Annotated in this window: 26 protein-coding genes; 12 read left to right on the forward strand and 14 right to left on the reverse strand. The window is 64.8% G+C overall.

What is annotated here, in order from left to right; all coding sequences use genetic code 11:
* Positions 1 to 86 precede the first annotated feature (86 nt).
* From ahcY to AC25Y4_RS16230, 5 genes are read right to left on the reverse strand one after another with little or no spacing between them, the layout of a single operon-like run.
* Positions 87 to 1574, reverse strand: a complete 1488-nt coding sequence (ahcY, locus tag AC25Y4_RS16210) for an adenosylhomocysteinase (protein WP_488121476.1) — start codon at positions 1572 to 1574, stop codon at positions 87 to 89.
* 52 nt (positions 1575 to 1626) lie between these two features.
* Entirely contained in the window at positions 1627 to 2625 is a 999-nt protein-coding gene (locus tag AC25Y4_RS16215; RefSeq protein ID WP_488121477.1) for an alpha/beta hydrolase, read from the reverse strand.
* A 27-nt stretch (positions 2626 to 2652) separates the two neighbouring features.
* The gene (locus AC25Y4_RS16220; RefSeq protein WP_488121478.1) at positions 2653 to 4035 is read right to left on the reverse strand and encodes an FAD-dependent oxidoreductase; all 1383 of its coding nucleotides are present in this window, start codon (positions 4033 to 4035) and stop codon (positions 2653 to 2655) included.
* 12 nt (positions 4036 to 4047) lie between these two features.
* The gene (locus tag AC25Y4_RS16225; protein WP_488121479.1) at positions 4048 to 5127 is read right to left on the reverse strand and encodes a polyprenyl synthetase family protein; all 1080 of its coding nucleotides are present in this window, start codon (positions 5125 to 5127) and stop codon (positions 4048 to 4050) included.
* Positions 5128 to 5161: 34 nt separating this feature from the next.
* A complete protein-coding gene (locus AC25Y4_RS16230; RefSeq protein WP_488121480.1) occupies positions 5162 to 5878 on the reverse strand; it encodes a demethylmenaquinone methyltransferase in 717 nt (238 codons plus the stop codon).
* Between the two features lie 75 nt (positions 5879 to 5953).
* On the opposite strand from AC25Y4_RS16230, the gene AC25Y4_RS16235 reads away from it, so the two are divergent.
* Positions 5954 to 7186, forward strand: coding sequence for an isochorismate synthase (locus tag AC25Y4_RS16235; protein WP_488121481.1), 1233 nt, complete (start codon positions 5954 to 5956; stop codon positions 7184 to 7186).
* Positions 7187 to 7204: 18 nt separating this feature from the next.
* On the opposite strand, the gene AC25Y4_RS16240 is transcribed toward AC25Y4_RS16235, so the two are convergent.
* The 3 genes from AC25Y4_RS16240 to AC25Y4_RS16250 form a co-directional block, all read right to left on the reverse strand.
* Positions 7205 to 8065, reverse strand: a complete 861-nt coding sequence (locus AC25Y4_RS16240; RefSeq protein ID WP_488121482.1) for a PPK2 family polyphosphate kinase — start codon at positions 8063 to 8065, stop codon at positions 7205 to 7207.
* A 21-nt stretch (positions 8066 to 8086) separates the two neighbouring features.
* Positions 8087 to 9733: an MFS transporter gene (locus AC25Y4_RS16245; protein ID WP_488121483.1), complete on the reverse strand. Its 1647-nt coding sequence runs from the start codon at positions 9731 to 9733 to the stop codon at positions 8087 to 8089.
* A gap of 61 nt (positions 9734 to 9794) precedes the next feature.
* Complete coding sequence (locus AC25Y4_RS16250; RefSeq protein WP_488121484.1) at positions 9795 to 10352, reverse strand: MarR family winged helix-turn-helix transcriptional regulator; 558 nt, start codon at positions 10350 to 10352, stop codon at positions 9795 to 9797.
* Between the two features lie 98 nt (positions 10353 to 10450).
* Here AC25Y4_RS16250 and idi point away from each other — a divergent pair, with 98 nt between their 5' ends.
* Genes idi through AC25Y4_RS16290 form a run of 8 tightly spaced genes read left to right on the forward strand, consistent with a single transcriptional unit; the run spans position 10451 to position 16398 of the window.
* Complete coding sequence (gene idi, locus AC25Y4_RS16255; RefSeq protein ID WP_488121485.1) at positions 10451 to 10990, forward strand: isopentenyl-diphosphate Delta-isomerase; 540 nt, start codon at positions 10451 to 10453, stop codon at positions 10988 to 10990.
* Complete coding sequence (locus tag AC25Y4_RS16260) at positions 10983 to 12029, forward strand: polyprenyl synthetase family protein (RefSeq protein ID WP_488121486.1); 1047 nt, start codon at positions 10983 to 10985, stop codon at positions 12027 to 12029. The genes idi and AC25Y4_RS16260 overlap by 8 nt, the downstream gene beginning before the upstream one ends.
* Positions 12026 to 12925, forward strand: coding sequence for a phytoene/squalene synthase family protein (locus AC25Y4_RS16265; protein ID WP_488121487.1), 900 nt, complete (start codon positions 12026 to 12028; stop codon positions 12923 to 12925). Before AC25Y4_RS16260 ends, AC25Y4_RS16265 begins: the two co-directional genes overlap by 4 nt.
* Positions 12922 to 14553 (forward strand): phytoene desaturase family protein, encoded by a 1632-nt coding sequence (gene crtI, locus AC25Y4_RS16270; protein ID WP_488121488.1) that lies wholly within the window; start codon positions 12922 to 12924, stop codon positions 14551 to 14553. Before AC25Y4_RS16265 ends, crtI begins: the two co-directional genes overlap by 4 nt.
* Complete coding sequence (locus AC25Y4_RS16275; protein ID WP_488121489.1) at positions 14550 to 14888, forward strand: lycopene cyclase domain-containing protein; 339 nt, start codon at positions 14550 to 14552, stop codon at positions 14886 to 14888. Before crtI ends, AC25Y4_RS16275 begins: the two co-directional genes overlap by 4 nt.
* Entirely contained in the window at positions 14885 to 15244 is a 360-nt protein-coding gene (locus tag AC25Y4_RS16280; RefSeq protein WP_488121490.1) for a lycopene cyclase domain-containing protein, read from the forward strand. The genes AC25Y4_RS16275 and AC25Y4_RS16280 overlap by 4 nt, the downstream gene beginning before the upstream one ends.
* Positions 15237 to 16130 (forward strand): prenyltransferase, encoded by an 894-nt coding sequence (locus AC25Y4_RS16285; protein WP_488121491.1) that lies wholly within the window; start codon positions 15237 to 15239, stop codon positions 16128 to 16130. Before AC25Y4_RS16280 ends, AC25Y4_RS16285 begins: the two co-directional genes overlap by 8 nt.
* A gap of 25 nt (positions 16131 to 16155) precedes the next feature.
* Positions 16156 to 16398 (forward strand): DUF1272 domain-containing protein, encoded by a 243-nt coding sequence (locus AC25Y4_RS16290; RefSeq protein ID WP_488121492.1) that lies wholly within the window; start codon positions 16156 to 16158, stop codon positions 16396 to 16398.
* A 200-nt stretch (positions 16399 to 16598) separates the two neighbouring features.
* Here the strand turns inward: AC25Y4_RS16290 and menD are convergent, their stop codons facing one another.
* Both menD and AC25Y4_RS16300 read right to left on the reverse strand, forming a co-directional pair.
* Positions 16599 to 18419, reverse strand: a complete 1821-nt coding sequence (gene menD, locus AC25Y4_RS16295) for a 2-succinyl-5-enolpyruvyl-6-hydroxy-3-cyclohexene-1-carboxylic-acid synthase (protein ID WP_488121493.1) — start codon at positions 18417 to 18419, stop codon at positions 16599 to 16601.
* Entirely contained in the window at positions 18412 to 18849 is a 438-nt protein-coding gene (locus AC25Y4_RS16300) for a PLD nuclease N-terminal domain-containing protein (protein ID WP_488121494.1), read from the reverse strand. Before AC25Y4_RS16300 ends, menD begins: the two co-directional genes overlap by 8 nt.
* A 72-nt stretch (positions 18850 to 18921) precedes the next feature.
* On the opposite strand from AC25Y4_RS16300, the gene AC25Y4_RS16305 reads away from it, so the two are divergent.
* The gene (locus tag AC25Y4_RS16305; RefSeq protein WP_488121495.1) at positions 18922 to 19284 is read left to right on the forward strand and encodes a DUF4229 domain-containing protein; all 363 of its coding nucleotides are present in this window, start codon (positions 18922 to 18924) and stop codon (positions 19282 to 19284) included.
* Here the strand turns inward: AC25Y4_RS16305 and AC25Y4_RS16310 are convergent.
* From AC25Y4_RS16310 to AC25Y4_RS16320, 3 genes are all read right to left on the reverse strand, one after another.
* The gene (locus tag AC25Y4_RS16310) at positions 19207 to 20211 is read right to left on the reverse strand and encodes a 1,4-dihydroxy-2-naphthoate polyprenyltransferase (protein ID WP_488121496.1); all 1005 of its coding nucleotides are present in this window, start codon (positions 20209 to 20211) and stop codon (positions 19207 to 19209) included. The two genes, AC25Y4_RS16305 and AC25Y4_RS16310, sit on opposite strands and share 78 nt — an antisense overlap.
* An 81-nt stretch (positions 20212 to 20292) precedes the next feature.
* Positions 20293 to 21474 (reverse strand): AMP-binding protein, encoded by a 1182-nt coding sequence (locus AC25Y4_RS16315; protein WP_488121497.1) that lies wholly within the window; start codon positions 21472 to 21474, stop codon positions 20293 to 20295.
* Between the two features lie 7 nt (positions 21475 to 21481).
* Complete coding sequence (locus AC25Y4_RS16320; protein ID WP_488121498.1) at positions 21482 to 22438, reverse strand: 1,4-dihydroxy-2-naphthoyl-CoA synthase; 957 nt, start codon at positions 22436 to 22438, stop codon at positions 21482 to 21484.
* 150 nt (positions 22439 to 22588) lie between these two features.
* On the opposite strand from AC25Y4_RS16320, the gene AC25Y4_RS16325 reads away from it, so the two are divergent.
* Together AC25Y4_RS16325 and AC25Y4_RS16330 are read left to right on the forward strand one after the other, a co-directional pair.
* Positions 22589 to 23641, forward strand: coding sequence for a sigma-70 family RNA polymerase sigma factor (locus AC25Y4_RS16325; protein ID WP_488121499.1), 1053 nt, complete (start codon positions 22589 to 22591; stop codon positions 23639 to 23641).
* Positions 23642 to 23700: 59 nt separating this feature from the next.
* Positions 23701 to 24684, forward strand: a complete 984-nt coding sequence (locus AC25Y4_RS16330) for an o-succinylbenzoate synthase (protein WP_488121500.1) — start codon at positions 23701 to 23703, stop codon at positions 24682 to 24684.
* 43 nt (positions 24685 to 24727) lie between these two features.
* Here the strand turns inward: AC25Y4_RS16330 and ccsB are convergent, their stop codons facing one another.
* A complete protein-coding gene (gene ccsB / locus AC25Y4_RS16335) occupies positions 24728 to 25687 on the reverse strand; it encodes a c-type cytochrome biogenesis protein CcsB (protein ID WP_488121609.1) in 960 nt (319 codons plus the stop codon).
* Positions 25688 to 25716 lie beyond the last annotated feature (29 nt).

Below are 25716 nucleotides of genomic sequence, written 5' to 3' on the forward strand. Positions count from 1 at the left end.
GTACGTATAGATACATTACGGCCATCCCAGAGACCCGTCAAAAGCGCGCCACACCCCGGGCGTGTCGGGCCAAACGTGGCTATTTGTCAGTACCTGTAGTGGTCGGCCTTGTACGGTCCGTCAACGGGAACGCCAATGTATGCGGCCTGCTCAGGAGTGAGAATTGTGAGCTCAACGCCCAGAGCATCGAGGTGCAGCCTGGCGACTTTCTCATCGAGGTGCTTCGGCAACACGTACACACCGATCGGGTACTTCTCCGGGGAGCAGTACAGCTCGATCTGCGCCAGCACCTGGTTGGTGAACGAATTGCTCATCACGAACGACGGGTGCCCGGTGGCATTACCGAGGTTCATCAGCCGGCCCTCTGACAACACGAGGATGCTGCGGCCATTCGGCAACCGCCACTCATGCACCTGCGGCTTGATCTCAACCTTCACCGCACCCGGAAGATTCTCCAGGCTCGCCATGTCGATCTCGTTGTCGAAGTGCCCAACGTTGGACACGATCGCGAGGTGCTTCATCTGGAGCATGTGCTCCGTGGTGATCACGTTGACATTGCCTGTGCAGGTGACGAAGATGTCTGCCTGCCCTGCGACGGATTCGATCGTGGCCACCTGGAATCCGTCCATGGCTGCCTGCAGTGCGTTGATGGGGTCGATTTCGCTCACGATGACACGTGCACCCTGCCCACGAAGTGCTTCGGCTGCGCCCTTACCCACATCGCCGTAGCCGGCGACCAACACGACCTTGCCGCCGATGAGGACATCCGTTGCCCTGTTGAGGCCATCTGGCAACGAGTGCCGGATGCCGTACTTGTTGTCGAACTTCGATTTGGTGACCGAATCATTGACGTTGATCGCGGGGAACAGGAGCTGGCCGGAGGCGGCGAGCTCGTAGAGGCGATGCACCCCCGTTGTTGTCTCCTCAGTCACGCCCATGATCTCGGTGGCGATATGCGTCCAACGATCCGGTGCCAGGTCGAGGGAACGGCGGAGCGAGTCAAGGATCACGCGATACTCGTGACTGTCACCGCTCGCAGCGCTTGGCACGGCACGAGCCAGCTCGAACTCGCGCCCTTTGTGCACGAGCAGCGTTGCATCGCCGCCGTCATCGAGGATCATGTTCGGCCCAACCCAGCTTTCGCCGGCCGCGGCCGCTTCTGCACTCCAGTCGAAGATCTGCTCTGTGCACCACCAATACTCCTCGAGCGTTTCCCCCTTCCAGGCGAACACCGGCACACCGGCCGGAGCGTCTGGGGTGCCCGTCGGTCCGACGGCGATCGCAGCGGCAGCCTCGTTCTGCGTCGAGAAGATATTGCAGCTGGCCCAGCGCACCTGCGCACCGAGGGCGACCAGCGTCTCAATCAACACCGCAGTCTGGACCGTCATGTGCAGGGACCCGGCGATCCGCGCACCGGCAAGCGGTGCCGACTGGGCGAACTCGGCCCTGAGCGCCATCAAACCCGGCATCTCGTTTTCGGCCAGCCGCAGCTGATGACGACCAGCTTCGGCAAGAGACAGGTCGGCGACTTTGAAAGAGAAAGGGGCCAACGTGGCCGGATCGGCAGCAGTCATGCGCTCATTCTGTCAGCCAGGGTGGCGATAGTGGAGGGGAGATTTGAGACGATTATCGGCCCAGATATGCCCGCAGCCACCGGGTGAGTTGCCGATACGCGGCAAAGCGCACGGGCTCGGTCGACAGGAAGATATCGTGCAGGGCGTTGTCGATTCGAACAAGGGTGACTGCAGGCCCCAGCTTCGTGGCGCGCACCGCGATGTCGTCCACTCGCAGCACGATGTCGGCCGTCTTCATCTCCGGTGTCCATTTGGGCAGCAGGAGCGAGCGAGCGGACAGCAACATGAAAACCGGGGCGTCGATGGTGAGGCCGTTCGCGACCCTCGTGTGTCCGGCGAGAACCGCGCGCAACCAGGCAGGGTGCGTGGTGAACCCGCGGGGCGGACGCCACTCGAGGCTGTACGTCCACGCGCCATCCTGGGCAGCGGACACCGTTCGGGTGTAGAAACCCAAGTCGACGTTCGGGAGTGGGGCCAGCGGATCGACGATCGCGCCGATCTGCACAATAGGCAGAATAGCGACCCGGCCGACCCCCGTCGCCTGGAACTCAAGCCACGGGCTGTTCAACACCAGCGCCGCAACCCGGCCGGGGTGGCGGTCTACCCACAGGCTGAACGTCAGGCCCCCGGTGGAGTGACCCATCAGGATGAGCGGCCGTTTGTTCGACGAGCCGGGCGCATGCCCCATGGCGGCCAGGGCCGATTCAATGTCCTCGTCGTAGTCGATGAGGTCGGTGATGAACCCCGGCGTCTGATAGTTGCGCAGGCTGCGACCGTATTTCCGCAAGTCGACCGCGTAAAAGCGGGCTCCAGCGTTGTGCCAGTACTCAGCAAGCTCGGTCTGGAAGAAGTAGTCAGACCAGCCGTGCACGTACAGGACGTCGGCATTCATCGCCGGCGGCCGCGAGAACTCCCACCGGATAGGTGGCGAGTAGCGCACCAGCGTCGCGACGACCTCGCCCTCGTTGTCAGGGCGAAGCGGCAGGGTCAGCTGCTCGAAGTGTTCACCCAGGACGTCTGGAACCCAACCGCTTGCCTGTGGAGCCGTCATGCCAGGAGGCTACTCCCCCTGACCCGACTAGTCGGCGCGCGAGACCTTGACCATTTCCTCACGCGGAACGACCTTGATACGGGTGCGCCCCTCAGCCTCACCGAGCGCGAGCTCGTGCTGGTCGAGGTTGTGCCATCCGCTCAGGTCTGTGTAGTGGATGCCGCGTGAATCAAGCATCTCGACGACGCTCTCCTCAGAGGGCGACTCAGGGTGCCACCAGTCGCCGGAGTCATTGATGAGATGGCGAACCGTCTCCATGGCGTCCGACTTGGTGTGGCCGATGAGCCCGACGGGCCCACGCTTGATCCACCCTGTGGCGTAAACGCCATACATCTGTTCGTTCGCGCCGGCCGAGCCAGAGGTGGGGTCGCCCTTGCGCAATACCTGGCCTTCGCGGTTCGGGACAACGCCGCGCTTCTTGTCGAACGGGATGTCGGCCAGCGGAGAACCGAAGTAGCCGACAGCGCGGTACACGGCCTGAATCGGAAGTTCACGGATCTCACCGGTGCCGATGACTCCGCCCTCACCGTCGGGTGCGGTGCGCTCGAACCGGATCGCGCCGACGTGGCCTGAGCCGTCATCGACAATCTCGATGGGCTTTGAGAAGAAGTGCAGGTGCAGGCGACGACTGGCCTGGCCGGTCTCGCGCTTCCGCCACTGGTTCAGCACCTTGTCGATGACGAAGACCTGCTTGTTGCTTGCCACGGCGTTGCGCGCCGCATCGTCGTAGTCGAAGTCTTCGTCGTAGACGATCATGTCAACGTCGCGCAGCTCGCCGAGCTCGCGGAGCTCAAGCGGAGTGAATTTGACGGATGTCGGACCGCGGCGCCCAAAGACGTGCACGTCGGTCACCGGGGAGGCCTTCAGCCCCTCGTAGACGTTGGCCGGGATCTCGGTCGACAAGAGGTCGTCGGCGTGCTTGGCCAGGATGCGGGACACATCGAGAGCGACGTTTCCGTTGCCGATGACCGCGACCTCCTTGGCATCGAGGGGCCATTCGCGCGGGAAATCGGGGTGACCATCGAACCAGCTGACGAACTCAGCTGCCCCATACGAGCCCTCAAGCTCGATGCCGGGAATGTTCAGGTCTGCGTCTCGCACGGCACCCGTTGCGAAGATGACGGCGTTGTAGTGCTTCTTCAGGTCTTCAAGCGTGATGTCTGTGCCGTAGTGGACGTTTCCGAACAGGCGAATATCGCCCCGGTCGAGCACATCGCGCAGCGCGTTGATGATGCCCTTGATGCGGGGGTGGTCAGGCGCTACGCCGTACCGGACCAGTCCGTACGGAGCAGGAAGGTGATCGAAGAGGTCGATCGAAACGTCGAAGTTCCGCTCTGCCTTGAGGAGGATGTCTGCGGCGTAGATGCCAGCGGGTCCTGCGCCGACGATGGCCAATCGCAACTTGGTCATGGGGGTGCCTTTCTAGCTGGATCGTTCGACGATAGTCTCGGCGAATTTGGTGAGCGCCTTCTTGACTGAACCGGACGGCAGCGGAGCGAGGGATGCAACGGCATCCCTGGCCCAGCGGTGCGCCTCTGTCAGCGTCTGGGCGGTGACGTCGTGCTCACGAAGCGCGGTGATCGCGGAGTCAGCGGCGTCTGTACGGCCAGCGCCCGCGAGGGAGCTGCCCATCACGTCTGCGTCGAGACGGGCGAGCAGGTCGGCGGCCAGAGCATCCGTTTCTGCGCGTTCCCGCAAGCGAAGCAGTGGAAGTGTTTCGACCCCTGCGCGCAGGTCGGTGCCTGGCACCTTGCCGGTTGTCTCCGGCTGTGGCGAGAGGTCGATGACATCGTCGATGAGCTGGAAGGCGATGCCGATCTTCTCGCCGAACTCAACGACGGGCGTCTCGAACTCGGCTGGGGCACCTGAGAAGGCGATGCCGGCCTGAGCGGATGCCGCGATGAGCGACCCCGTCTTGTCTGCCAGCACCTGGATGTAGTGCTGGACCGGGTCTTCGCCGTTCTGCGGGCCGAGTGTCTCGTGCAGCTGGCCAAGGACCAGCCGCTCGAACGTGTCGGCCTGGAGGCGGATGGCACGCTCGCCGAGCCGCGCCATCAACTGGCTGGCGCGCGCGAACAGCAGGTCGCCGGTGAGGATGGCAACTGAGTTGCCCCACACGGTCTGTGCACTGGGCACGCCACGGCGTTTGTCTGCGTCGTCCATGACGTCGTCGTGGTACAGCGACGCCAGGTGGGTGACCTCGATGGCTGCAGCTGCGGTGATCACGTCTGGGACGCCGCCGCGACCCAGGTGCGCGGTGAGCAGGGCGAGCATGGGACGCACGCGCTTGCCGCCGGCTTCAAGCAGGTAGCGGCCGGTGACGTTCGCGATCTGGTCAGCGAAGGTGATCTCAGCGTTCAGCGCGTCTTCGACCTTGTCGAGGCCTTGATCGATGTCGGAGGCCAGTCCACGGTCTGATTTCGTGGAGAAAATGCGATCGGTGAGACCGAGCTGCGACGTTATCGACGCACTGCGACGGACCACGGGGACGCTCGGATTCACTCTGTTAGCCTAACGATCGCTACTGGGGAGGGGCTCAGGATGCGGAATTGCTTGGTTTCACGCCGCGGTGCAATGCCGCGATGCCGAATGTCAGATTACGGTAAGCCACCGAGGTATAGCCCGCCCGTCGAAGCCAGGCACTCAGCTCTTTCTGCTTGGGCCAGGCCTTGATCGATTCGCCGAGGTAGTCATACGCCTCGACGTTGGAGGAGGCGAGCCTGACGATTTTCGGCATCACGTACTTCAAGTAGGCGAAGTAGACGGCCCTGAATGGCGCGAATGGCGGAGTCGTGAATTCGCAGATGACGACGCGCCCGCCGGGCTTGGTGACCCGGTAGAACTCGGCGAGTGCCTTCTGCGGTTCGACGACGTTGCGCAGGCCGAACGAAATGGTGACGGCGTCAAACTCGTTGTCGGCGAAGGGAAGCGCTGTGGCATCCGCTTGCACGAACTCAACCCGGGAGTTGCCTGCCTGGCGCTCGCGCCCGACCGAGATCATGCCCGCCGAGAAATCAGCGGCGACCACGTGGGCGCCTGTCTTGGTGAGTGCGGCGCTTGAGGTTCCTGTGCCAGCAGCCACATCGAGGATGCGCTCCCCCGGTTTCGGGTCGACGGCCTTGGTCGTCGCAATGCGCCACAGGCTGTCCTGCCCCACAGACAGCACGGCATTGGTGCGGTCGTAGTGCGTGGAGACCTGGTCAAACATGGCGGCAATCTGCTCCGGCTGCTTGCTGAGGTCTGCTCTATTCACCCCTCCAGTCTAGGTTGCCGCTGCGCGCGCAGCACGCCGCATGATCGCGCGCACGCACGGGCGTAGGCTGAGGGAGTGAATGCACAGGCTTTGACGGTCGAAACCACCCCCCTCGCCGACATCCGCCAGTTGGTACTCCTGCTTGACCAGCACGACCCGCTGCTCTGGATGCGACGCAATCAAGGCCTCGCCGGTATCGGTACAGCGCTGCGCCTGGAGTTCAGCGGACCGACTCGCATGGCGGATGCCGCGGCAGCGTGGCGCGACGTCGTCGAGGCCGCCACGGTGACAGACCCGTTGGCGCGCACCGGAACCGGTCTCGTGGCATTTGGCGCGTTTGCCTTCGACGACACGTCGGCCCAGACCAGCGTGCTCATCGTTCCAGAGGTGATCGTGGGCCGCGAGAACGGTGTCTGCTGGGTCACCCGCGTGTGGCCGACCGGGCAGGCAGCGCCTGACATCCCCCTCGTACTCACCCCACTCGGCGACGAGTACCGCATCTCGCTGCTCCCAGGCGCGCTCAGCCCTGATGGCTACCGCGACGCCGTGGCCAGCGCCATCACGCACATCAGTGACCAGGACGTGAGCAAGGTCGTACTGGCCCGCGACCTCGTCGGCCGTCTCCCCGTCGAATCCGACGTTCGCCGTGCCATCACCGAGCTGGCGCTCGGATACCCGGACTGCTGGACCTACGCGGTCGACGGGCTCATCGGTTCGAGCCCTGAGACGCTGATCCGCGCTGATCACGGCGAGGTGAACGCCCGCGTACTGGCCGGCACGATGTCGCGCGGCGCTGACGCAGAGGCCGACACCGAGGCCGCGCTTGCCCTGGTCACCTCGACCAAGGACGCCGACGAACACGAGTTCGCGGTGCAGAGTGTGCTCGGGTCACTGCGCCCGCACACCTCACACCTCACCGCGAGCGAAATCCCATTCACCCTGAAGCTGCCCAACCTGTGGCACCTGGCCACCGACATCGAGGGCACCCTGAGTGACGGATCGACGTCGCTCGACCTCATCGCGGCCATGCACCCGACGGCCGCCGTCGCTGGCACACCGACGCAGGAGGCGCTCGCGCTCATTCGCGAGCTCGAGCCGTTCGACCGTGGTCGCTACGCCGGCCCCGTCGGCTGGGTGGGAGCGGATGGCGACGGCGAGTGGGCCATTGCCTTGCGCTCTGCCCAGGTCACCCCAGATGGCGACATCACGGCATACGCCGGCTGCGGAATCGTGCTCGACTCGGAGCCAGAGCGGGAGCTGGCGGAGACCAAGATGAAGTTCAGGCCGATCGTCGAAGCATTCGGCTAGCTCGGGCATTCGGCTAAATCACGACGCCGCGACCCGCGCTCTCTCCGCCCGAACGTCGTAGTCGGCGGGCGGCCACGTGAGCTTCATCGCCGTGAACGCATCGATCAGGAGATGCTGCACGGCGAGCCTGGCGTACCACTTCTTGTCGGCGGGAATCACGTACCAGGGCGCGTCTGACACCGACGTGCGTTCAAGGGCGATCTGGTACGCGGCCTGGTAGTCGTCCCAGAGCAGGCGTTCGTCGACGTCGCTGGGGTTGTACTTCCAGTATTTGTCAGGGCGGCTCAGCCTGGCGGCCAGCCGCCGCTTCTGTTCGTCCTTGCCGAGGTGCAGCATCACCTTGATGATCGTGGTGTCGTCGTCGATGAGTTCCTGCTCGAACGCGTTGATCACGCCGTAGCGTTTCTCAATCTCTGCCGGCGGCGCGAGGTGGCGTACCCGGCCGATCAGCACATCCTCGTAGTGCGAACGGTCGAAGACACCGAGCTTTCCTGCGCCAGGAACGCGTCTCCTGATGCGCCACAGGAAGTCATGCCGGAGTTCTGCCTGCGTGGGCGCTTTGAAGGCGATGTGATCGACGCCTTGCGGATCGACTGCCCCGACAACATGGCGCACGATTCCACCCTTGCCTGCCGTGTCCATCGCCTGCAACACCAGCAGGACTTTGCGGTTGTCGCCCGTCGTGCTGTTCGCGAAGAACTGCTCCTGCAGGTCTGAGAGGATGCCTGCTCCCGTGGCGAGTGCCTTCGTTCCGCGTGACTTGCCGCCGTGAAACCCAGGCGACGAGTCGGTTTTCAACGCGGACAGCTGGAATCCCTCCCCCACGCGAAGCAGATCGGACGGATCAGCAGTCCAGAATTGTTCGGTGCGAGAGCTCACGGGATCACCTTTCGTCGCTGGTTAGTCTGACGCCGCCTGCCTCAGTTCACCAGTGGTTGCGCCAGCCAGGGCACCACTGTCGGCGCCGGCCCCTTCATCCTCCTCCGGCTTCCGCGCTGCGGACAGCCGCAGCGTGGCAGCGAGTCCGATCACCAGGAAGCCTGCTGCGGCAAACGCCGAGTAGCGCGTTCCCTCGCTGAAGGCCTCGCGGGCGGCATCCGCTACGGCCGGACTCTGCGCCTCGAGCGCTGGAATGGCGCCGCCGGCACTGTCGACCACTGCATTGACGATCTCGCTGCGCGCCGCCTCTGGCAGGTCGCTGAGCTTCGCGTCGAGCGATGCGCCGACAGAGGTGAACAGCACGGTACCGAGTACCGCGATGCCGAGCGCCGAGCCGATCTGCCTCGACGTGCTCTGCGTTGCAGACCCCTGGCCGCTCTTGTCGACAGGGACATCCTTCAGGACGACGCCGGTGAGCTGTGCCGTGGCCAGGCCGACACCGATGCCGTAGACAAAGAGGAACGGCACAACGATGACCCAGGTCGCCGTGGCTGAGATTGCGAACCCGAGCCCTGCGACACCCAGGATCTCGGCGACGATGCCGATGCGCACCACAACCTCAGGGGCGACCCGACCTCCGAACGCACCGGAGACACCGCTCGCCACGAATGAACCTGCGGCGAGCGCGAGCAGCACAAAGCCGGTCTGCAGGGCGTCATAGCCGAGCACGTTCTGCAGCCACAGCGGCAGGGACAGGATGATGCCGAACTCACCGAGTGAAACGATCATCGCAGCGATGTTGCCGTTGCGGAACGACGGGATGGTGAACAGCGAGAAGGCGAGCAGCGTTGAGCGTCCGGCACGCTGGCGACGGATGCCCCACCAGACGAACGCAATCCCTGACAGCACGGTGATGGCGAACGCGACGGGGATGGGCGACAGCTCGAACGGCCAGGTCCAGTCGCCGATGACGAATGGCGCGCGGTCGCGGCTCAGCCACCACCCATAGGTGCGTCCTTCGATGAGGCCGAAGACCAGGGTTGAGAACAGCACCATAGAGAGGAGAGCGCCGACGACGTCGATGCGGCGGGGTGCGCCATGCTCCTTCGACTCTGCGACGCAGAGCAGCACGCCGGCGATGATGATGATCGCGAAGGGGATGTTGATGCCGAATGCCCAGCGCCAGGAGAACGACGTGGCGAGCCAGCCGCCGAGCAGCGGACCGACGGCAACCATTCCGCCGATCGTCGAGCCCCAGATCGCGAACGCAATGCCGCGCTCCTTGCCCCTGAACGTGGCATTGATGAGCGAGAGCGTCGTCGGGAGCACCATCGCGCCACCCACTCCCTGCAGGAGCCGTGCCGCGATCAACAGGTCGCCCGTTTGCGCCAGGCCGGCGAAGACGGATGCGATGGCGAAGATCACCACGCCGATAATCAGGATGCGCCGACGTCCGTACCTGTCGCTCAGGCTTCCGAACACCAGCAGCAGTGCCGCGAACACGAGCGTGTAGCTCTCCTGCACCCACTGCACCTGGGTCGAGGTGATCGCGAGGTCGTCGACGATCGACGGGATAACGACGTTGACGATTGTCGAGTCAACGATGATCAGCGCGACGGCGATGCTGATGAAGACGAGGCCGGCCCACCGGCGCCGATCCGCGGTCATCGGGCGCCCGCCACGCGGATACGCGTTCCGACCACGATCTTCGCACTGATCATTCGGTAGTTCATTCGGACACCCTTCGGTGGTGGGCGGCTGATCGCCGCGATTCGTTGTGTGTTTCGTCAGCTGTTGTGACAGCCCCGCTCAGGTCGTCGAGGAAGCTGATGATGGCCCTCTGATCGGCTGGCGTGCGGTCGTGGGCGACGGCCAGCATCCGCTCGTGCATATCACCGAGCGTTTTGCGCACCTCGTGATGGGCATCGGGAGACGGATGCACAATTTGGGCACGACGATCGGTCGGATGCGGTTCGCGGGTGATGTGCCCTGACCGCGACAGCCTGGCCAGCAGTTTGGCCGTCGCCGCAGAGCTGATTCCGAGAACGGAGGCGAGCTCTTTCGGCCCGACCTGGTGACCCCTGGCTTCAGCGGCGATGAGATGCCGGAGCGCCAGCAGGTCGGTCTCGTTCATGTCCATGTCTGCCTGCGTTTTAGCGCGCATCGCAGAGTCAGCGGCCTTGAAGCGGCGCAGTGCCCGCAACACCAGGATTGCCCTTTCAACGTCTTCCACGTCTTCGTCATACCAGTACGAATCCGTCGTCTCCGGGGCCTCCCAATCTGTCATGACTCCATGCTAACGTTGATCTACCTAACTTGGTTAGTGATTTCTGATGTGAGGATTCGATCCTTCCCGGGATGGAAGTATCGCGAGAGGATGAGCCCATGCTGAACACGGCACAGCGCGAAGAGCTCGTCATCCTGGTCGATGACGATGGCCGCGAGATTGGCACTGCCCCCAAGGCCAGTGTCCACGGAGCTGATACCTCCCTGCACCTCGCATTCTCCTGTTATGTCTTCAATGAGCGCGGGCAGGTGCTCATCACACGAAGAGCGCTGTCAAAGCTCACCTGGCCTGGCGTCTGGACCAACTCGCTGTGCGGGCATCCGCTGCCGGCTGAACCGCTCATCACGGCCGTGAGCCGACGCGCAGAGTACGAGCTGAACCTGCCGATCTCCGACACCACGATCGCCCTCCCCCTGTTCCGCTACCGCGCAACGGATGCGAGCGGCATCGTCGAGAACGAGCTCTGCCCTGTCTACATCGCGACCACTTCCGCAGAACCGGTGCCGAACCCCGACGAGGTCATGGACTACACCTGGGTCGACCTCGCGAGTCTGCGCACCTCCGTACAGGAGACCCCGTGGGCGTTCAGCCCGTGGATGGTTCTCCAGGTCAACGAGCTGGAGGTGTTCCGTGCCTGAACTAACCTCGGCTGGCGTCGAGACAGAGCTGCAGCGCCTGCTCGCCGCGGCCCGGCTGCGCGCCAGTGACTACGGCGATCACTACGTCGCCCTCTGGGATGCCTTTGCGAACGCAAGCAATGGCGGCAAACGGATGCGCCCTGCTCTTGTCTTTGCCGCATACTCCGGCTTGGGCGGTCGAGACCAGAGCCTCGTCACCCCCGTCGCCGTCAGCTTTGAGCTCCTGCACACCGCGTTCATCATTCACGACGACGTGATCGACCGCGATCTCACCCGGCGTGGCACAGCGAATATAGCCGGCGAGTTCACGGCGCGGGCACTCAGCCAGGGCGCCTCTCCAGACCAGGCCGGCGTCTGGGCCGTAACGGCTGGGATTCTGGCCGGTGACCTCGCCCTCAGCGAGGCACATCGTTCCCTCGCCACCCTTGATACCGACGCTGACACGCGTGGAAAGCTACTCGACCTCCTCGATCGGTCTGTCTTCATCTCCGCGGCCGGCGAGCTGGCTGACGTGACGAACACTGCGTCGCTGACGCCCGTGACGATCGCGCAGGTGCTGGAAACCCTGGAGCACAAGACTGCCGTCTACTCGTTCGAGGCACCACTGCAGGCCGGGGCCATCCTGGCCGGGGCGTCAGCGGAGACGCTCGAGATCCTGGGGCAATTCGGACGGCTCATCGGTGTGGCATTCCAGCTGACCGACGACATCCTGGGTGTCTTCGGCGACCCGGAGATCACGGGCAAGAGTGCACTGAGTGACCTGCGCGAGGGCAAGCAGACCGCGCTGATGGCCTGCGCACGCACCACGAAAGCCTGGCCGGTGATCGCCCCACATCTCGGTGCACCCAACGCCGGCGAGGCCGAGGCCAGTCTTGTCAGGGCGAATCTTCGATCAAGCGGAGCCCTGCAGGCTGTGCACGAACTGACAGAGGACTACGCCGCACGCGCCGTCAGGACTCTCAACTCGCCGCATTTGCCCGACCGGCTGCGCGCCACGCTGGGCGAGCTGGCCGATAGCGCTGTGAATCGTCAGCAATGACAGGCAAGCGAACAACGGACGTCACCGGCATCGCTCAATACAATGCCGCTGCCCTGGCCAGCTCTGCCGTGGTGATCGGCCAGTACTCAACGTCGTTCGGGCTGGCTGCCCGACTCCTCGAGGCCCGCACGCGGGAGCACATCCGCGCCATTTACGCGCTCGTGCGTATTGCAGATGAAATCGTCGATGGCGCCGCGGCCGGTGCAGGTCTCACCACGCACGAGCAGCGCGAACTGCTCGATGACCTCGAACGTGAGACGCAGGCGGCCACCAGGCGGGGCTACAGCACGAACCTTGTCGTGCATGCCTTCGCACTGACCGCAAGGGAAACCGGCATCGACGACACCCTCACCGCACCGTTCTTCGCGTCGATGAGGCGCGACCTCGACCCAGCGCCGTTCACGCCGGCCGGCGTCGCGGAATACATCTACGGCTCCGCTGAGGTCATCGGCTTGATGTGCCTCTGCGCGTTCGAGGTAGGCGAAACCCGTACCCCTGACGAGGCAGCAATTTTGCGCTCAGGGGCGCAGAGCCTTGGCGCCGCCTTCCAGAAGATCAATTTCCTGCGCGACCTCGCCTGCGACAGCGAGATGCTCGGACGCAACTACTTTCCAGGGGTCGATCCAACCCAGATGACCGAAGCGGAGAAAGACGCCATCCTCGACGACATTGACGCCGACCTGCTCGCTGCCGGTAACGCGCTCCCCCTGTTGCCTGGCGGATGCCGGTCGGCCGTTACCGCCGCACATCGCCTGTTCGCCATGCTGGCCAAGCGCCTGCGCGCGACAAGTGCAACCGACTTGCTGGCCACCAGGGTACGGGTACCAGACGCCCAGAAGCTGCTGCTTGCCCTCAGCATCTCGGTCGCAGCCGGCAGTGAGGCGCGCAAGCGATGACCGCAAGCAAGACGGCCATCGTCATCGGCGGCGGCATCGCCGGACTGGCCAGTGCTGCCCTGCTGGCCAGGGACGGACACTCTGTCACGCTGCTGGAGGCGAATCACACGCTCGGCGGTCGGGCTGGGAGCTGGGAGGCCAAGGGATTCCGGTTCGACACCGGCCCGTCGTGGTATCTCATGCCTGAGGTGTTCGATCATTTCTTCCGCCTGCTCGGCACCAGCGCCGCAGAGCAACTCGACCTCACCACGCTCGACCCCGGCTATCGCGTTTACTTCGAGTCAGATCCAGAGCCCGTCGACATTGCGACGGATCGTGCCAGCAACGTCGCCACGTTCGAGAGGCTGGAGCCGGGAGCAGGGGCCGCCCTCGATCGCTACCTGGATTCTGCCGAAGACACCTACCGCACCGCCGTCGACCGCTTCCTCTATACAAGCTTCGCGTCGTTCCGCCCCTTCATCGACCGTGCCGTCACGAGTCGCCTCGGCCGCCTCACCACCCTGCTCACGAAGCCTCTCGACCGCTTCGTTGCCGGCTACGTCACCGATCGTCGACTCCAGCAGATCCTCGGCTACCCTGCCGTGTTCCTCGGGTCCTCCCCCGATCGGACGCCGGCCATGTACCACCTGATGAGCCACCTCGACATGAACGACGGAGTGCTCTACCCACAGGGCGGGTTCAGCACGATCATCGACCGCATTGCGGCGCTGGCGCTGGCAGAAGGCGTGACGATCACGACGAATGCCAGGGTGAGCAGCATCCTCACGCATCCGTCATCCGGTCGCCAGACGAGAGCCGCCGGCGTGCGGTACTCAAGCGCAGACGGCCAGGTTCACGAACTCGCCGCCGACATCGTCGTGTCGTGTGCAGACCTGCACCACACAGAGACAGAGCTGGTGGCCCCAGAACACCGCACGTACCCTGAACGCTGGTGGCAGAAGCGGATGTCGGGGCCAGGTGCCGTCCTCGTCATGCTCGGCGTGCGGGGCGAGATTCCGGACCTGACGCACCACACCCTGTACTTCACGAGCGACTGGGCCACGAACTTCGGGAAGATTTTCGGGAAGCGCCCAGCCGTGCCGACGCCGGCCTCGTTCTACGCGTGCATGCCGAGCTACACCGACCAGAGCGTGGCTCCGAATAATGATTCGAACCTGTTTCTCCTGGTTCCGATCCCGGCCGACCCCAACCTCGGGCACGGCGGCATCGACGGCACCGGCTCGCCCACCATCGAGGCCATCGCCGACAGGGCCATCGCCCAGCTCGCCGAATCTGCCGGGATCCCCGACCTCGTCGATCGCATCGTTGTGCGCCGCACCGTTGGCCCTGCGGACTTTGCCGCCGACCTCAACTCCTGGAAGGGCGGTGCGCTGGGTCCAGCGCATACGCTGCGCCAGAGCGCCTTCTTCCGCGGGTCGAACAAGTCGAAGCACATCGACGGCCTGTTCTACGCCGGCGGAAGCACGATCCCGGGGATCGGCCTGCCGATGTGCCTGATCAGCGCTGAGATCCTGCTCAAGCGCATCCGCTCTGACGCAAGTGCATCACCGTTGCCTGAGCCGCTCACCCCAGCACACCTGAACCCCGCAGCCCAGAATTCTGTGCCCGAGAATACCGAGTCGCGATGAGCGTCCTGTATCTCGCCTGCCTGCTGGGCGGCCTCGGCTGCATGGCGCTGCTCGACTGGCGCTACCGGCTGCTGTTCTGGAACGCCCCTGCCAGGGCCGCGCTGGTGCTGGCCTGCGGGTTGGCCTTCTTCGTGCTGTGGGATCTTGCGGGCATCGGACTGGGTATCTTCTACCGGGGCGAGACGGAGATCATGACCGGGGTGCAGATCGTGCCCAACCTGCCCATCGAAGAGCCGGTCTTCCTGCTCTTCCTCTGCTACCTCACCCTGGTGCTCTACCGCGGGGCGCTGCGCATCCGTGCGAGCCTTGAGCGCCGACCGAGGAGAGCGCAATGACATACGTCGCCCTGAATGCCGCGTTCATCGCACTGTCCGTCGTCGTGCTGGCGATCGCGGTGCTGATGCGACGCCTGACGCGGGAATCGGCGCCCGCGATCATCGGCACGGTCGTGATCGTATTCATCATGACCGCCGTGTTCGACAACCTGATGATCGCCGTCGGCCTGTTCGAGTACAGCTCACAGCACACCTCAGGGCTCAGGATCGGGCTCGCCCCGCTGGAGGACTTCGGTTATCCCCTCGCTGGCGCCCTGCTGCTTCCCGCACTGTGGGCGCTGTTCGGCGGGGTCGAAGAATCCAACCGACCGTACAACTCGCGTGACCTGCAGACGGCGGAGGGCGCCAATGACTGAGCAAACGCTGACCGCTGCGCAGGGCATCCGCCAGATTGTGCTGTCGTCGCGGCCTCTTAGCTGGATCAACACCGCGTTCCCGTTCGCCGCCGCCTACCTGGTGGCCGGCGGCCAGGTCGATGCGCTGCTGATCGTGGGCACCGTGTTCTTCCTGATTCCGTACAACCTGCTGATGTACGGGATCAATGACGTCTTCGACTACGAATCCGACCTGCGGAATCCGCGCAAGGGCGGTGCAGAGGGCGCGCTGCTTGAGCCGGGCATGCATGCGCGCGTGATGCTCACCGGCATCCTCCTCGCCATCCCCTTCCTCATCGCCATGATCATGCTGGCCGGCTGGAGCCACCCGCTGGCCTGGCCGATCCTGGCCGTCAGCCTGTTCGCCGTTGCGGCGTACTCCGTGCCAGGCCTTCGATTCAAGGAGATCCCGTTCCTGGACTCGGTGACATCGAGCATCCACTTCGTGAGCCCCGCCGTCTTCGGCCTTGCGCTGGTGGGGGCCGATGTAACGCCAAGCCTGGTGGCGCTCCTCACGGCGTTCTTCTTCTGGGGAATGGCAAGTCACGCCTTCGGCGCGGTTCAGGATGTCGTGCCAGACCGCGAAGCCGGCATCAGTTCCATTGCAACGGTGTTGGGTGCGGCTGTGACTGTGCGACTGGCGATCGTGCTGTGGCTGCTGGCCGGGGTGCTCATGCTCTTCACTGAATGGCCAGGACCGCTGGCCGCTGTGCTCGCGCTTCCCTACGTGATCACAGCCCTGCCGTGGATCAGCGTGCCAGACGAGCGCTCAGACCAAGCTAATGCCGGCTGGAAGCGATTCCTGTGGTTGAACTTCCTGAGCGGCTTCATCGTGACCATGCTGCTCATTGGCTATTCAATGGCATAGGCGCAGGCCTGGATATGATCAGCACGTGCTAGAGATCCGACCCAACTGCGAGTGCTGCGATCGCGACCTCGCGCCGACAGACGACAGCGTCTTCATTTGCTCGTTCGAGTGCACCTGGTGCGCAGACTGTGTCGACACGTTCGCCGGCCGGCGCTGCCCGAACTGTGGCGGCGTGCTCACACAGCGGCCACCCCGCGCACTCGAGAAGCTCGTCGGAAGCCCGGCGTCGACGATGCGCGTCGTGAAGAAGGATTGCCGCGCCGGCTGAAACCGGTCAGTTTCGGTCGCGTCGCTAGCGCTGTCGTGTACCCCGTTGGTCGAGGAAGCCGTTCGCGGTCGTCCATTGGGTAAATGGAAGCGGATTCAACGCTCCTCCGACATCCGCTCGAGACCCCTTCGCCGCGACCGGTAACGCGGAGATTTCGAGACGCGTCCTCGTTCCTCGGGCGCTCCTCAATCAGCGAACAGCTAGCGCGGCAGCGGTACTTCTAGGATCGACGGCCCTGCCACCGGCGAGGTCAGTGCCCGCTCCAGTTCGCTCCGGTTCGTCGCGCGGGTGTACTCCCAGCCATACGCCGCCGCGAGGGCGGCAATGTCAACCTGGTGCGGCGTGAACAGCACCCGATCGACAGCGCTCTGGGGAGCGGATGCGGCCACCTCAAGACCATCGAAGATCGTTCCGCCGCCGTCGTTGCCCACGATGACCTGCACGCGAGGCTGAGGCTCACCCGGCACCTGCAGGAGCGAACCGACGTCGTGCAACAGGGTGAGATCTCCGAGCAGCACACGCGTCGTGCCCGACGATCGCGGGATGTCACCCGATTGGCTGGCAATGGCGATGCCCATGGCCGTCGCAATCGTGCCGTCGATTCCGGCGAGCCCCCGGTTGGCGTGCACGGAGATCTTCTTGCCTGGCACGCGCTGGTCAGCGACGCGGATGAGCCTGGAGGCGCCGAAAACGAGCCTGTCGTGCGGCCAGGTCGCCCGCCACAGCGCGTCGACCAGGATGCCGCGGGTCACAAGGGCTCGCAGTGCGGCCAGTTCGGACTTGGCGAAGCCGCCACGCACCCGGTAGTCGGGCGATGACGCCGCAGCCACGTCGGGTACCGCGTTCTCCGCTTCGTCGATCGCGTCACGCAGGTGCCGGCTGGCAGCGACCCAACGACCGACCCATGCGCGGCCGTCGCGAGTGTCGGCATCCGCCATCGACGCCTCACTGACGACAATGCGGTCGGCGAAGTGATCGACGCTGTGGCCGGGGTTGTATCGCTCTGCGCCGGACGCAGACACGACGATCGTCTCAATGCCGTCGCGCTGGATGAGCGCGGGAACCTGGCGGCTGAGGGTTGGGTGGCCGAAAACGATGACGCGCTCGATGGCACCGCCCCACTCCGGCTCATCGAGGAGTTCGCGATAGGCGATGACGAGGTTGGGTCCGAACCGGGCGCCGCTGGTGACTTCGGCCAGGAGCGGCCACCCTCCAGCCCTGGCCACGCCTTCGGCCGCCGGGCCAGCTGACGCGCCGGCAACCACGACGGTGCGCTTTCCCGGTTCGACGACGATCACAGACTCTGACTCTGTCGTCGGGGAGAGCTCGGGCACTGGGTGGGGTTCGGAGGCTGGTACTGCGGTAGCATCGGCGTCGAGTTCAACCGGAGCGGACAGGGGCTCCCTGAACGCGAGATTGAGCTGCACTGGACCTGCAGGGCCTGCTGTAGCCGCAGAACCTGGCCCTGTACCCAGCGCGGTCCCGAGCGACAGGGCGGCCAGCCGCAGTGCCTCTCCGGTCTCGTCTGCTGCTCCCGTCGGCGCTGGGACGTCGAGCGACAGCCTTGTCGCACTGCCGTAGATACCGGGCTGGACCGTGGTCTGGTTCGACCGGATGCCGCGAAGCTCTGCTGGCCGGTCGGCCGTCAGGAGGATCATCGGCACGCGTGAATGGTGCGCCTCAAGGACGGCGGGGTGCAGGTTCGCCACAGCGGTGCCGGATGTGGTGATCACCAGGGCGGGAAACCCGCTGTCAACAGCGAGGCCAATGGCCAGGAATCCGGCGCTTCTCTCGTCGGTGCGCACGTGCATGCGCACGGCACCGATCCGTTCGTACTCTGCACTGGCCAAGGCCAGAGCCTGCGAGCGCGACCCCGGGGACACCACAATGTCGCTCACGCCCAGCCGGATGAACTCGCCGAGGAGCGCGATACTGAAGTCTGTCGCCGGGCTGCCGCTGGATGCGATTCCGTTGGCTTCAATTCCGCTCGAGGCGACGCCGCTCTGCACCGACTCAGGCATCCCGTCGGCCAGGCATGTCGCCGTCTGAGGGGTCGGTCTTCCCCGGGGTGCCGTGGCCTGGGCCGCGATCGTCGTGCTTGCCCGGCTTGTCGTTGTCGTCGCCACCCGGGTTATCGAGATCGGCCAGTTCCTGCTCCATGCGGCGGATGCGCTCCTGCTGCGTCGCCTCGTCGCCGAGCCTTCTCAGGAACTCGGGGTCGTCATCCGGCGCCGTGGATCGGCGAATGCCGCGGTCGGTTGCCCCCCGACGCCCACGGCCGACAACCAGCCAGAGCAGGGGCCCGATCACGGGCACGAAGAGGATCACGAGGAGCCAGGCCCAGCGGGGCAGCCCTCGGATTCTGGCGCGCTCCAGCATCGCGCAATCCACCAGGGTGTAGACGGACAGAACGACGACGACGATGACGCCGATGAACAGCAGGCGGGACATAGCCCAAGTCTAGGCCGGTCACCCGTGAGCTCGGTGAGCATGCTCCCATCTGGGTCAAACTAAACTGGCCACATGAAGGCTGTTCCTGCGTGGTTGTTCTACTCGGTACTCCGGGTATTGGTGTTCGCTGTGCCATTGGCGATCTTTCTGATGCTGGCCATTCAGCCGTGGCTGGCAACCGTTCTCGCCGCCATCATCGGATTCTGCCTGTCGTACATCTTCCTCAGGAAGCCACGGAACGAGGTCGCTGCCGGCCTGTACCGTCTGCGCAACCGCACAAGCGAACCTGACGGCGCAGACGAAATGGCAGAGGACGCGGCCGTCACGGCCACGTCCCCCGCGTCAGAACCGCTCGGATCAGAAGGCGAAAGCCGCGCCGAGCAGGATGCTGTAGCCGAGCGCGGCGAAACTGGTGAGCTGAAGCGCAAGGATTAGTTCGCGCGACGTCTTCGCCGTCAGGGCGATCAGGCACGCGGGTAGTGCGAGCAACAGCACGAAGAACGTCAGGTAGGCCGCTGGGTAGAACAGCGTGAAGAAGCCGACGATCACGAACGGCGCGAGGATGAGCACGCAGTAGGCGATGCGCGATGCCCTGTCGCCCAGCAGCACCGCGAGGGTGCGCTTGCCTGCAGCCTTGTCTGGCACGATGTCGCGCACGTTGTTGATCATGAGCACGGCACAGGCGATGAGCCCGATGCCGATGGCTCCCAGCCAGCTTTCGGTGTTGACACGGCCGACCTGCACGTAGGTGGTGCCGAGCGTGGCGACGAGGCCGAAGAACACGAAAACGAAGATCTCACCGAGCCCCGAGTAGCCGTATGGCCTCTTGCCGCCCGTGTAGAACCAGGCAGACACGATGGCCACCGCTCCGACGATCAGTAACCACCATTGCTGGGTGAGGATGACGAGGACCAGGCCGGCGATGGCGCCGAGCCCGAAGAACGCCAATGCAACGTTGAGCACGGCACGCGGATTCGCGCGACCGGATCCGGTCAGCCTGGCCGGTCCGACGCGGTGCACGTCCGTCCCGCGGATGCCGTCTGAGTAGTCATTGGCGTAGTTCACGCCGATCTGCAGGCAGAGAGCGACGACCAGCGCGAGAACCGCCCTGACCGGGTGGTACACGCCGGGGTCACTGGCGACGATGGCCGCTCCCGTTCCCAGGATGACCGGTGAGACGGCCAGCGGAAGCGTACGGAGCCTGGCACCGGAGACCCAGTCGCCGAATGAGGCAGGCTTCATCTTCTTGGGCGGCTGAGCGCCATTCTTCCGCGCCGGATGCCCGGACCTGCCCTCCGTCTTCGACGATTCGGGCTGCTTTCCAGCCCGTGTCGCCTTGCCGAGTTCTTCTGCCGGATTCATCCGCTGCATTTTGGGGCCTGACGGCCGCGTTCCCTGTGCCACTCCCTTATGGTACTTCGAAGCGCTGTGAGCCACAGATCCCTAGTCGGCCAGCGTGTGTGCCAGGCCCTGGCGATCCGCTTTGCCAGAGGCAAGCAGAGGTATCTCGGCCACCACCACGATGCGTGCAGGGCGGGCGGACTTACCGATCGCCTTCGCCACCGCGTCGCGAACCTCTGCCAACCCAAGCGGAGGACTCCCCGTGGTGACGACGACGGGAACCTGTCCCCACTCCGGGTCGGCCGCCATGAGCACCACGGCGTCGGCAAACCCGTTCAGCGTGCGCACCACGCGTTCGACGGCGTCGAGCGACACCTTCAGCCCGCCGGAGATGATCACATTGTCTGCCCGACCGAGCACACGCACCAGGCCGGTTTCGGCATCCACCTCGCCGAGGTCGCCCGTGCGGAACCACCGAACCCCGTGCTCCTCCACGAAACGGGATGCCGTGCGTTCGGCGTCTCCCAGGTACCCCTCTGCCAGCACGGCGCCGGCAATCTCCAACTGCTCGCCCCCGTCATCATTGCCATCCTCGCTGCTGTGCGCGCTGGCGACCCGCACCCTGGTGTTGCCGATGGGAGTGCCGTTGTACACGCATCCGCCCGACGTCTCTGAGGAGCCATAGGTGCGCACAACAGTCACGTCGAGGGCAGCTGCCCGTGCGATGACCTCTGGCGCAATCGCCTGCCCCCCAACCAGGATCGCGGTGAAGCGGCGCAGCACCCGCAGGACGTCGTCGTCATTCTCCGCCGCGTCGATCAATCGGGCCAACTGAACCGGGACCAGCGAGGTGTAACGCAACGGATCGGTGAGCCGCCCCGCCGCCGCCACGAAGGCCGCGGGGTCGAACCGGCCGGGCGCAAGCATCACCGGCGTGCTTTCGGCAGCGATCGACCGCACGAGAACCTGGATGCCTGCGACGTAGTGGGCAGGCAGCGCGAGCAGCCACTGGCCAGGTCCGCCGAGAGCGACGCTCGTGGCGGCAGCGCCCGCGAGCAGGGCGTCGACGCTCAGCATCACCCGCTTCGGCACACCCGTTGATCCTGAGGTCTCAATCACGACAGCAACAGCGCGCGGGACAGGGTCGAACGAGGGGGCGTCACCCTCTTCGGGGAGACCTCCGGCCAGGGGCAGGATCGCCGGCCCCTCCCCCGCCAGCGCGAGGCGCAGCGCAACCATGACCTCTTCGGGAGAGTCGCCTGGCACACCAACCAGTTCTCGCATCACAACCTCAGAACTGCCAGGGGTATGGCGCCCAGTCCGGCTCACGCTTTTCGAGGAACGCATCGCGACCCTCGACGGCCTCATCGGTGCCGTAGGCCAGGCGCGTGGCTTCACCGGCGAATACCTGCTGGCCGACAAGACCGTCGTCGACGGCGTTGAAGGCGAACTTCAACATGCGGATGGCGGTGGGCGACTTGGTCAGGATCTCGTGCGCCCACTCCAGCGCTGTCTCCTCCAGCTGCGCGTGCGGCACGACAGCGTTGATGGCGCCCATCTCGTATGCCCGCTGCGCAGAGTATTCGCGGGCGAGGAAGAACACCTCGCGGGCATTCTTCTGACCGATCTGGCGGGCGAAATATGCGCTGCCGTAGCCGGCGTCGAACGACCCGACGTCGGCATCCGTCTGCTTGAACTTGCCATGCTCCTCGCTGGCGATGCTGAGGTCGCACACCACGTGCAGTGAGTGCCCGCCACCAGCTGCCCAGCCAGGGATCACGGCGATGACGACCTTGGGCATGAAGCGGATGAGGCGCTGCACCTCAAGGATGTGCAGGCGTCCGCCGCGCGCGGCGTCGATACCGGTTGCCGACTCACCGTCGGCATACTTGTAGCCGTCACGCCCGCGGATGCGCTGGTCGCCACCCGAACAGAACGCCCAGCCGCCGTCCTTCTGGCTCGGGCCGTTGCCCGTGAGCAGGATGACGCCGATGCGCGGGTTGGTCCTGGCGTCTTCGAGCGCAGCGTAGAGCTCGTCGACGGTGTGCGGGCGGAAGGCGTTCCGCACCTCAGGCCGGTTGAACGCGACGCGGGCGACGCGACCTGACAGGTCGTGGTGGTACGTGATGTCGGTCATGGCCCCGAATCCGGGTGCCTCGCGCCACTGGCTCTGGTCGAAGATCTCCGAAACCGGGTTTCCCGATGGGTTCTCTGGGGCGTCGGAAGTACCGGATTCATGGGGCGTCATGGTTCCAGCCTACGCGGGGGCCCGTGCGGCCGGCATCCGTTGCACCACTGCTTTTAAACCACACGAAAGTCAACCCCCTTGAGGGGACATGAGGCTGCCGCTGTACTTATGTGCGGGGCTACCCGGGCTCCAGGAACATGAGGGGGGCTCATGACAATTTTTGCCGTGACACAACAGAATGCAACGCGCGACGGAGAAACCGAGAGCTCACCGTCGCCGTTGCTGTCAGACGCAACGGTCGAGGCCTTTAGGCGGCAGGACGCACGCGCAGAGGCCGCCTATGCGAATGACGACCGGGCGGGGCGAGTGACCTCGTCCACCGATATTTTCGGAGACTACCTGCACAAGATCGGCGTGAGCCCGCTCTTGACCGCCGAGGAAGAAGTCACGCTGGCGCGTGACATCGAGGTGGGCGTGCTGGCTCGCGAAAAAATGGAGCACACGAATGACGCGGTGCTTCAGCGAGAACTGGCGTGGCTCGCCCACGCCGGCGATGTGGCGAAACGTCGCTTCATCGAGTCCAACCTGCGCCTCGTCGTCAGCATCGCAAAACGCTATGCAGGCCGAGGCGTTCCGGTGATGGATCTCGTTCAGGACGGCAACCTTGGCCTCATTCGCGCGGTTGAAAAGTACGACTACGCGTCTGGCTACAAGTTCTCCACCTACGGAACCTGGTGGATTCGACAGAGCATCCATCGCGGCCTGGCAGACAAGTCCCGCATGATCCGGATTCCGGTGCACACCGTCGAGAAGATGAACATGGTCAAGCGGATGCGGCGTGAGTTGCTCGGTGAGCTGGAGCGCGAACCCACGGAACAAGAGCTGGCAACGGCAGCACAGCTCTCTGCGGGCGACATTGCGGCCCTGCAGCGCTTCGACAATGAACCGATCTCGCTCTACACGCCGATCGGCGATGGCAGCGGCGACATCTCGGAGATCATCATCGACGACGACACGGTGCAGCCGGAAGACTACGCGGTCGGCACGCTCCAGCACGCCGACATCGAGCACTTCCTCGACTGCCTGCCAGAGCGAGAACATCGCATCCTGAATGCCCGTTTCGGGCTCACCGGTGAAGATCCGCTCACGCTGAACGAGATCGCGAACATTGAGGGCGTGACCAAGGAACGCATCCGCCAGTTGCAAAAGCGTGCACTCAGGCTCATGAACGTGAGCAAGCTACAGCGCTACCTCACCGACTGAACGGCGTGCGTACCGGTGCAGACGATGCGCCGGCGCACCCTCTGCGCCAGACTGGACTCATGCTTCCCACACTGGCAGAGCTCATGTCGACGGCGCAGGTGGTCTCACTCCCCCTCGTCACACGCTTTCGCGGCATTGAGACGAGGGAAGCGCTGGTGTTTGAGGGGCCATACGGCTGGAGCGAGTTCTCCCCGTTCGTCGAGTATGACGACGTGGAGGCCGCCGCCTGGCTCGTGGCGGCCATCGACTTCGGCTGGAACGCGCCGCCTGCGCCGGTCCGCGAGAGCATCAGGGTCAATGCGACGGTGCCTGCCGTCGGGCCAGAGCTGGTCGCTCGCGTCCTCGCCCGTTTCCCCGGATGCCGCACCGCAAAGGTGAAGGTGGCCAACACGGGCCAGACGTTGGCGGAAGACATCGCGAGGGTGCGCGAGGTACGTACCGTGCTTGGACCAGAAGGCTTCATCAGAATCGACGCGAATGGCGCGTGGACCGTCGATGAAGCTGAGCGCGCCATCCACGCCATGGCCGAGTTCGACCTCGAGTACGTCGAGCAGCCATGCGCGAGCGTCGAAGAGCTGGCTGAGATCCGCCGGCGTACGGCCTATCTAGACATTCCCATCGCCGCCGACGAAAGCGTGCGCCGTGCTGAGGATCCGCTTGCGGTGGCCAGGGCCGGTGCCGCTGATCTGCTGGTGATCAAGGCCCAGCCGCTCGGCGGCATCCGATCTGCCCTTGCGATCATCAGACAGACCGGCCTGCCCGTCGTGGTGTCGAGCGCACTCGACACGTCCATCGGCATTTCGATGGGCGCCCACCTGGCCGCCGCGGTTCCTGAGCTCTCCTACGATTGCGGGCTCGGAACCGCGTCACTCCTGGCCGCCGACGTCACGACGCGTCCACTCATCCCGGTCGACGGCGCCATTCCCGTGCGACGCGTTGTAGCGGATGCCGGCCTGCTAACCGCCCACGCCTCCTCCCCCGCCAGGCGCGGATGGTGGCTGGAGCGACTAGCCAGGACGTACGACGTCGTTGCTGCGGGCTGAGCTGGTTTTACAGGCCTGAATTGGTTTACAGGCCTGAGTCGGTTTACAGGCCTGAGTAGGCGTGCAGTCCCTTGAAGAACACGTTGACGATGCCGAAGTTGAACAACACTGCGGCAAAGCCGATGATGGCCAGCCAGGCTGAACGCGATCCGCGCCAGCCGCGCGTTGCGCGAGCGTGGATGTAACCGGCGTAGATGACCCAGATGATGAAGGTCCAGACTTCCTTGGTGTCCCAGCCCCAGTAACGGCCCCATGCCTTCTCAGCCCAGACTGAACCGGCCATGAGGGTGAACGTCCACAGGATGAAGCCGATGATGTTGACGCGGTACGCCAGGTTCTCCAGCGTGAGGGAAGACGGCAGGGTCGCCAACAGGCGCAGACGCATGGACTTGGCGTCGGCCGCGAGGCTCTCGCGGCGGAACTGCAGCAGCTGCGCAACCGACAACCCGAAACCGAGGGCGAAGAAGCCCGTGCCGAGCGTGGCGACGAATACGTGAATGACCAGCCACACCGACTGCAGTGCCGGCGGGAGCGGGACAACGTCAACGTAATAGTTGAGTGCGGCGATGCCGAGCAGCACCAGAACGAGCCCGGTGATGAATGTGCCGAGGAACCGCAGGTCGACGCGGGTCAGCACAACGAGGAACACCAGCATGATGATGGCGGTTCCGGTCATGGCGAACTCGTACATGTTTGCCCACGGCACGCGGCCGGCCGCAATACCGCGGAGCACCGTTGCCACGATGTGCAACACGAACGCCAGCACGGTCAGCGAGACTCCCACACGGAGGCTCGGTGACTTGGTGTACGGCATCGAGGCATCGTTTGTGATGCGCGCGCTGATCCGGGTGAGCGTCTTCGTCGCGCCTGAGCCGGCTTCCGCGGTCGTCGACGCCGTTCCGGCAGCCAGGGCAGCCGCAGCGCCCTCAGCCTCTGTCACGGCAGCCGAGCGCCTCGCCAGGTCGATCGCGAAGGCAATGAACGCCAGCGCATAGACGGCCATCGCCGAATACAAGCTGAGAACGGAAATCT

It is taken from the genome of Leifsonia sp. Y878 (assembly GCF_057669685.1).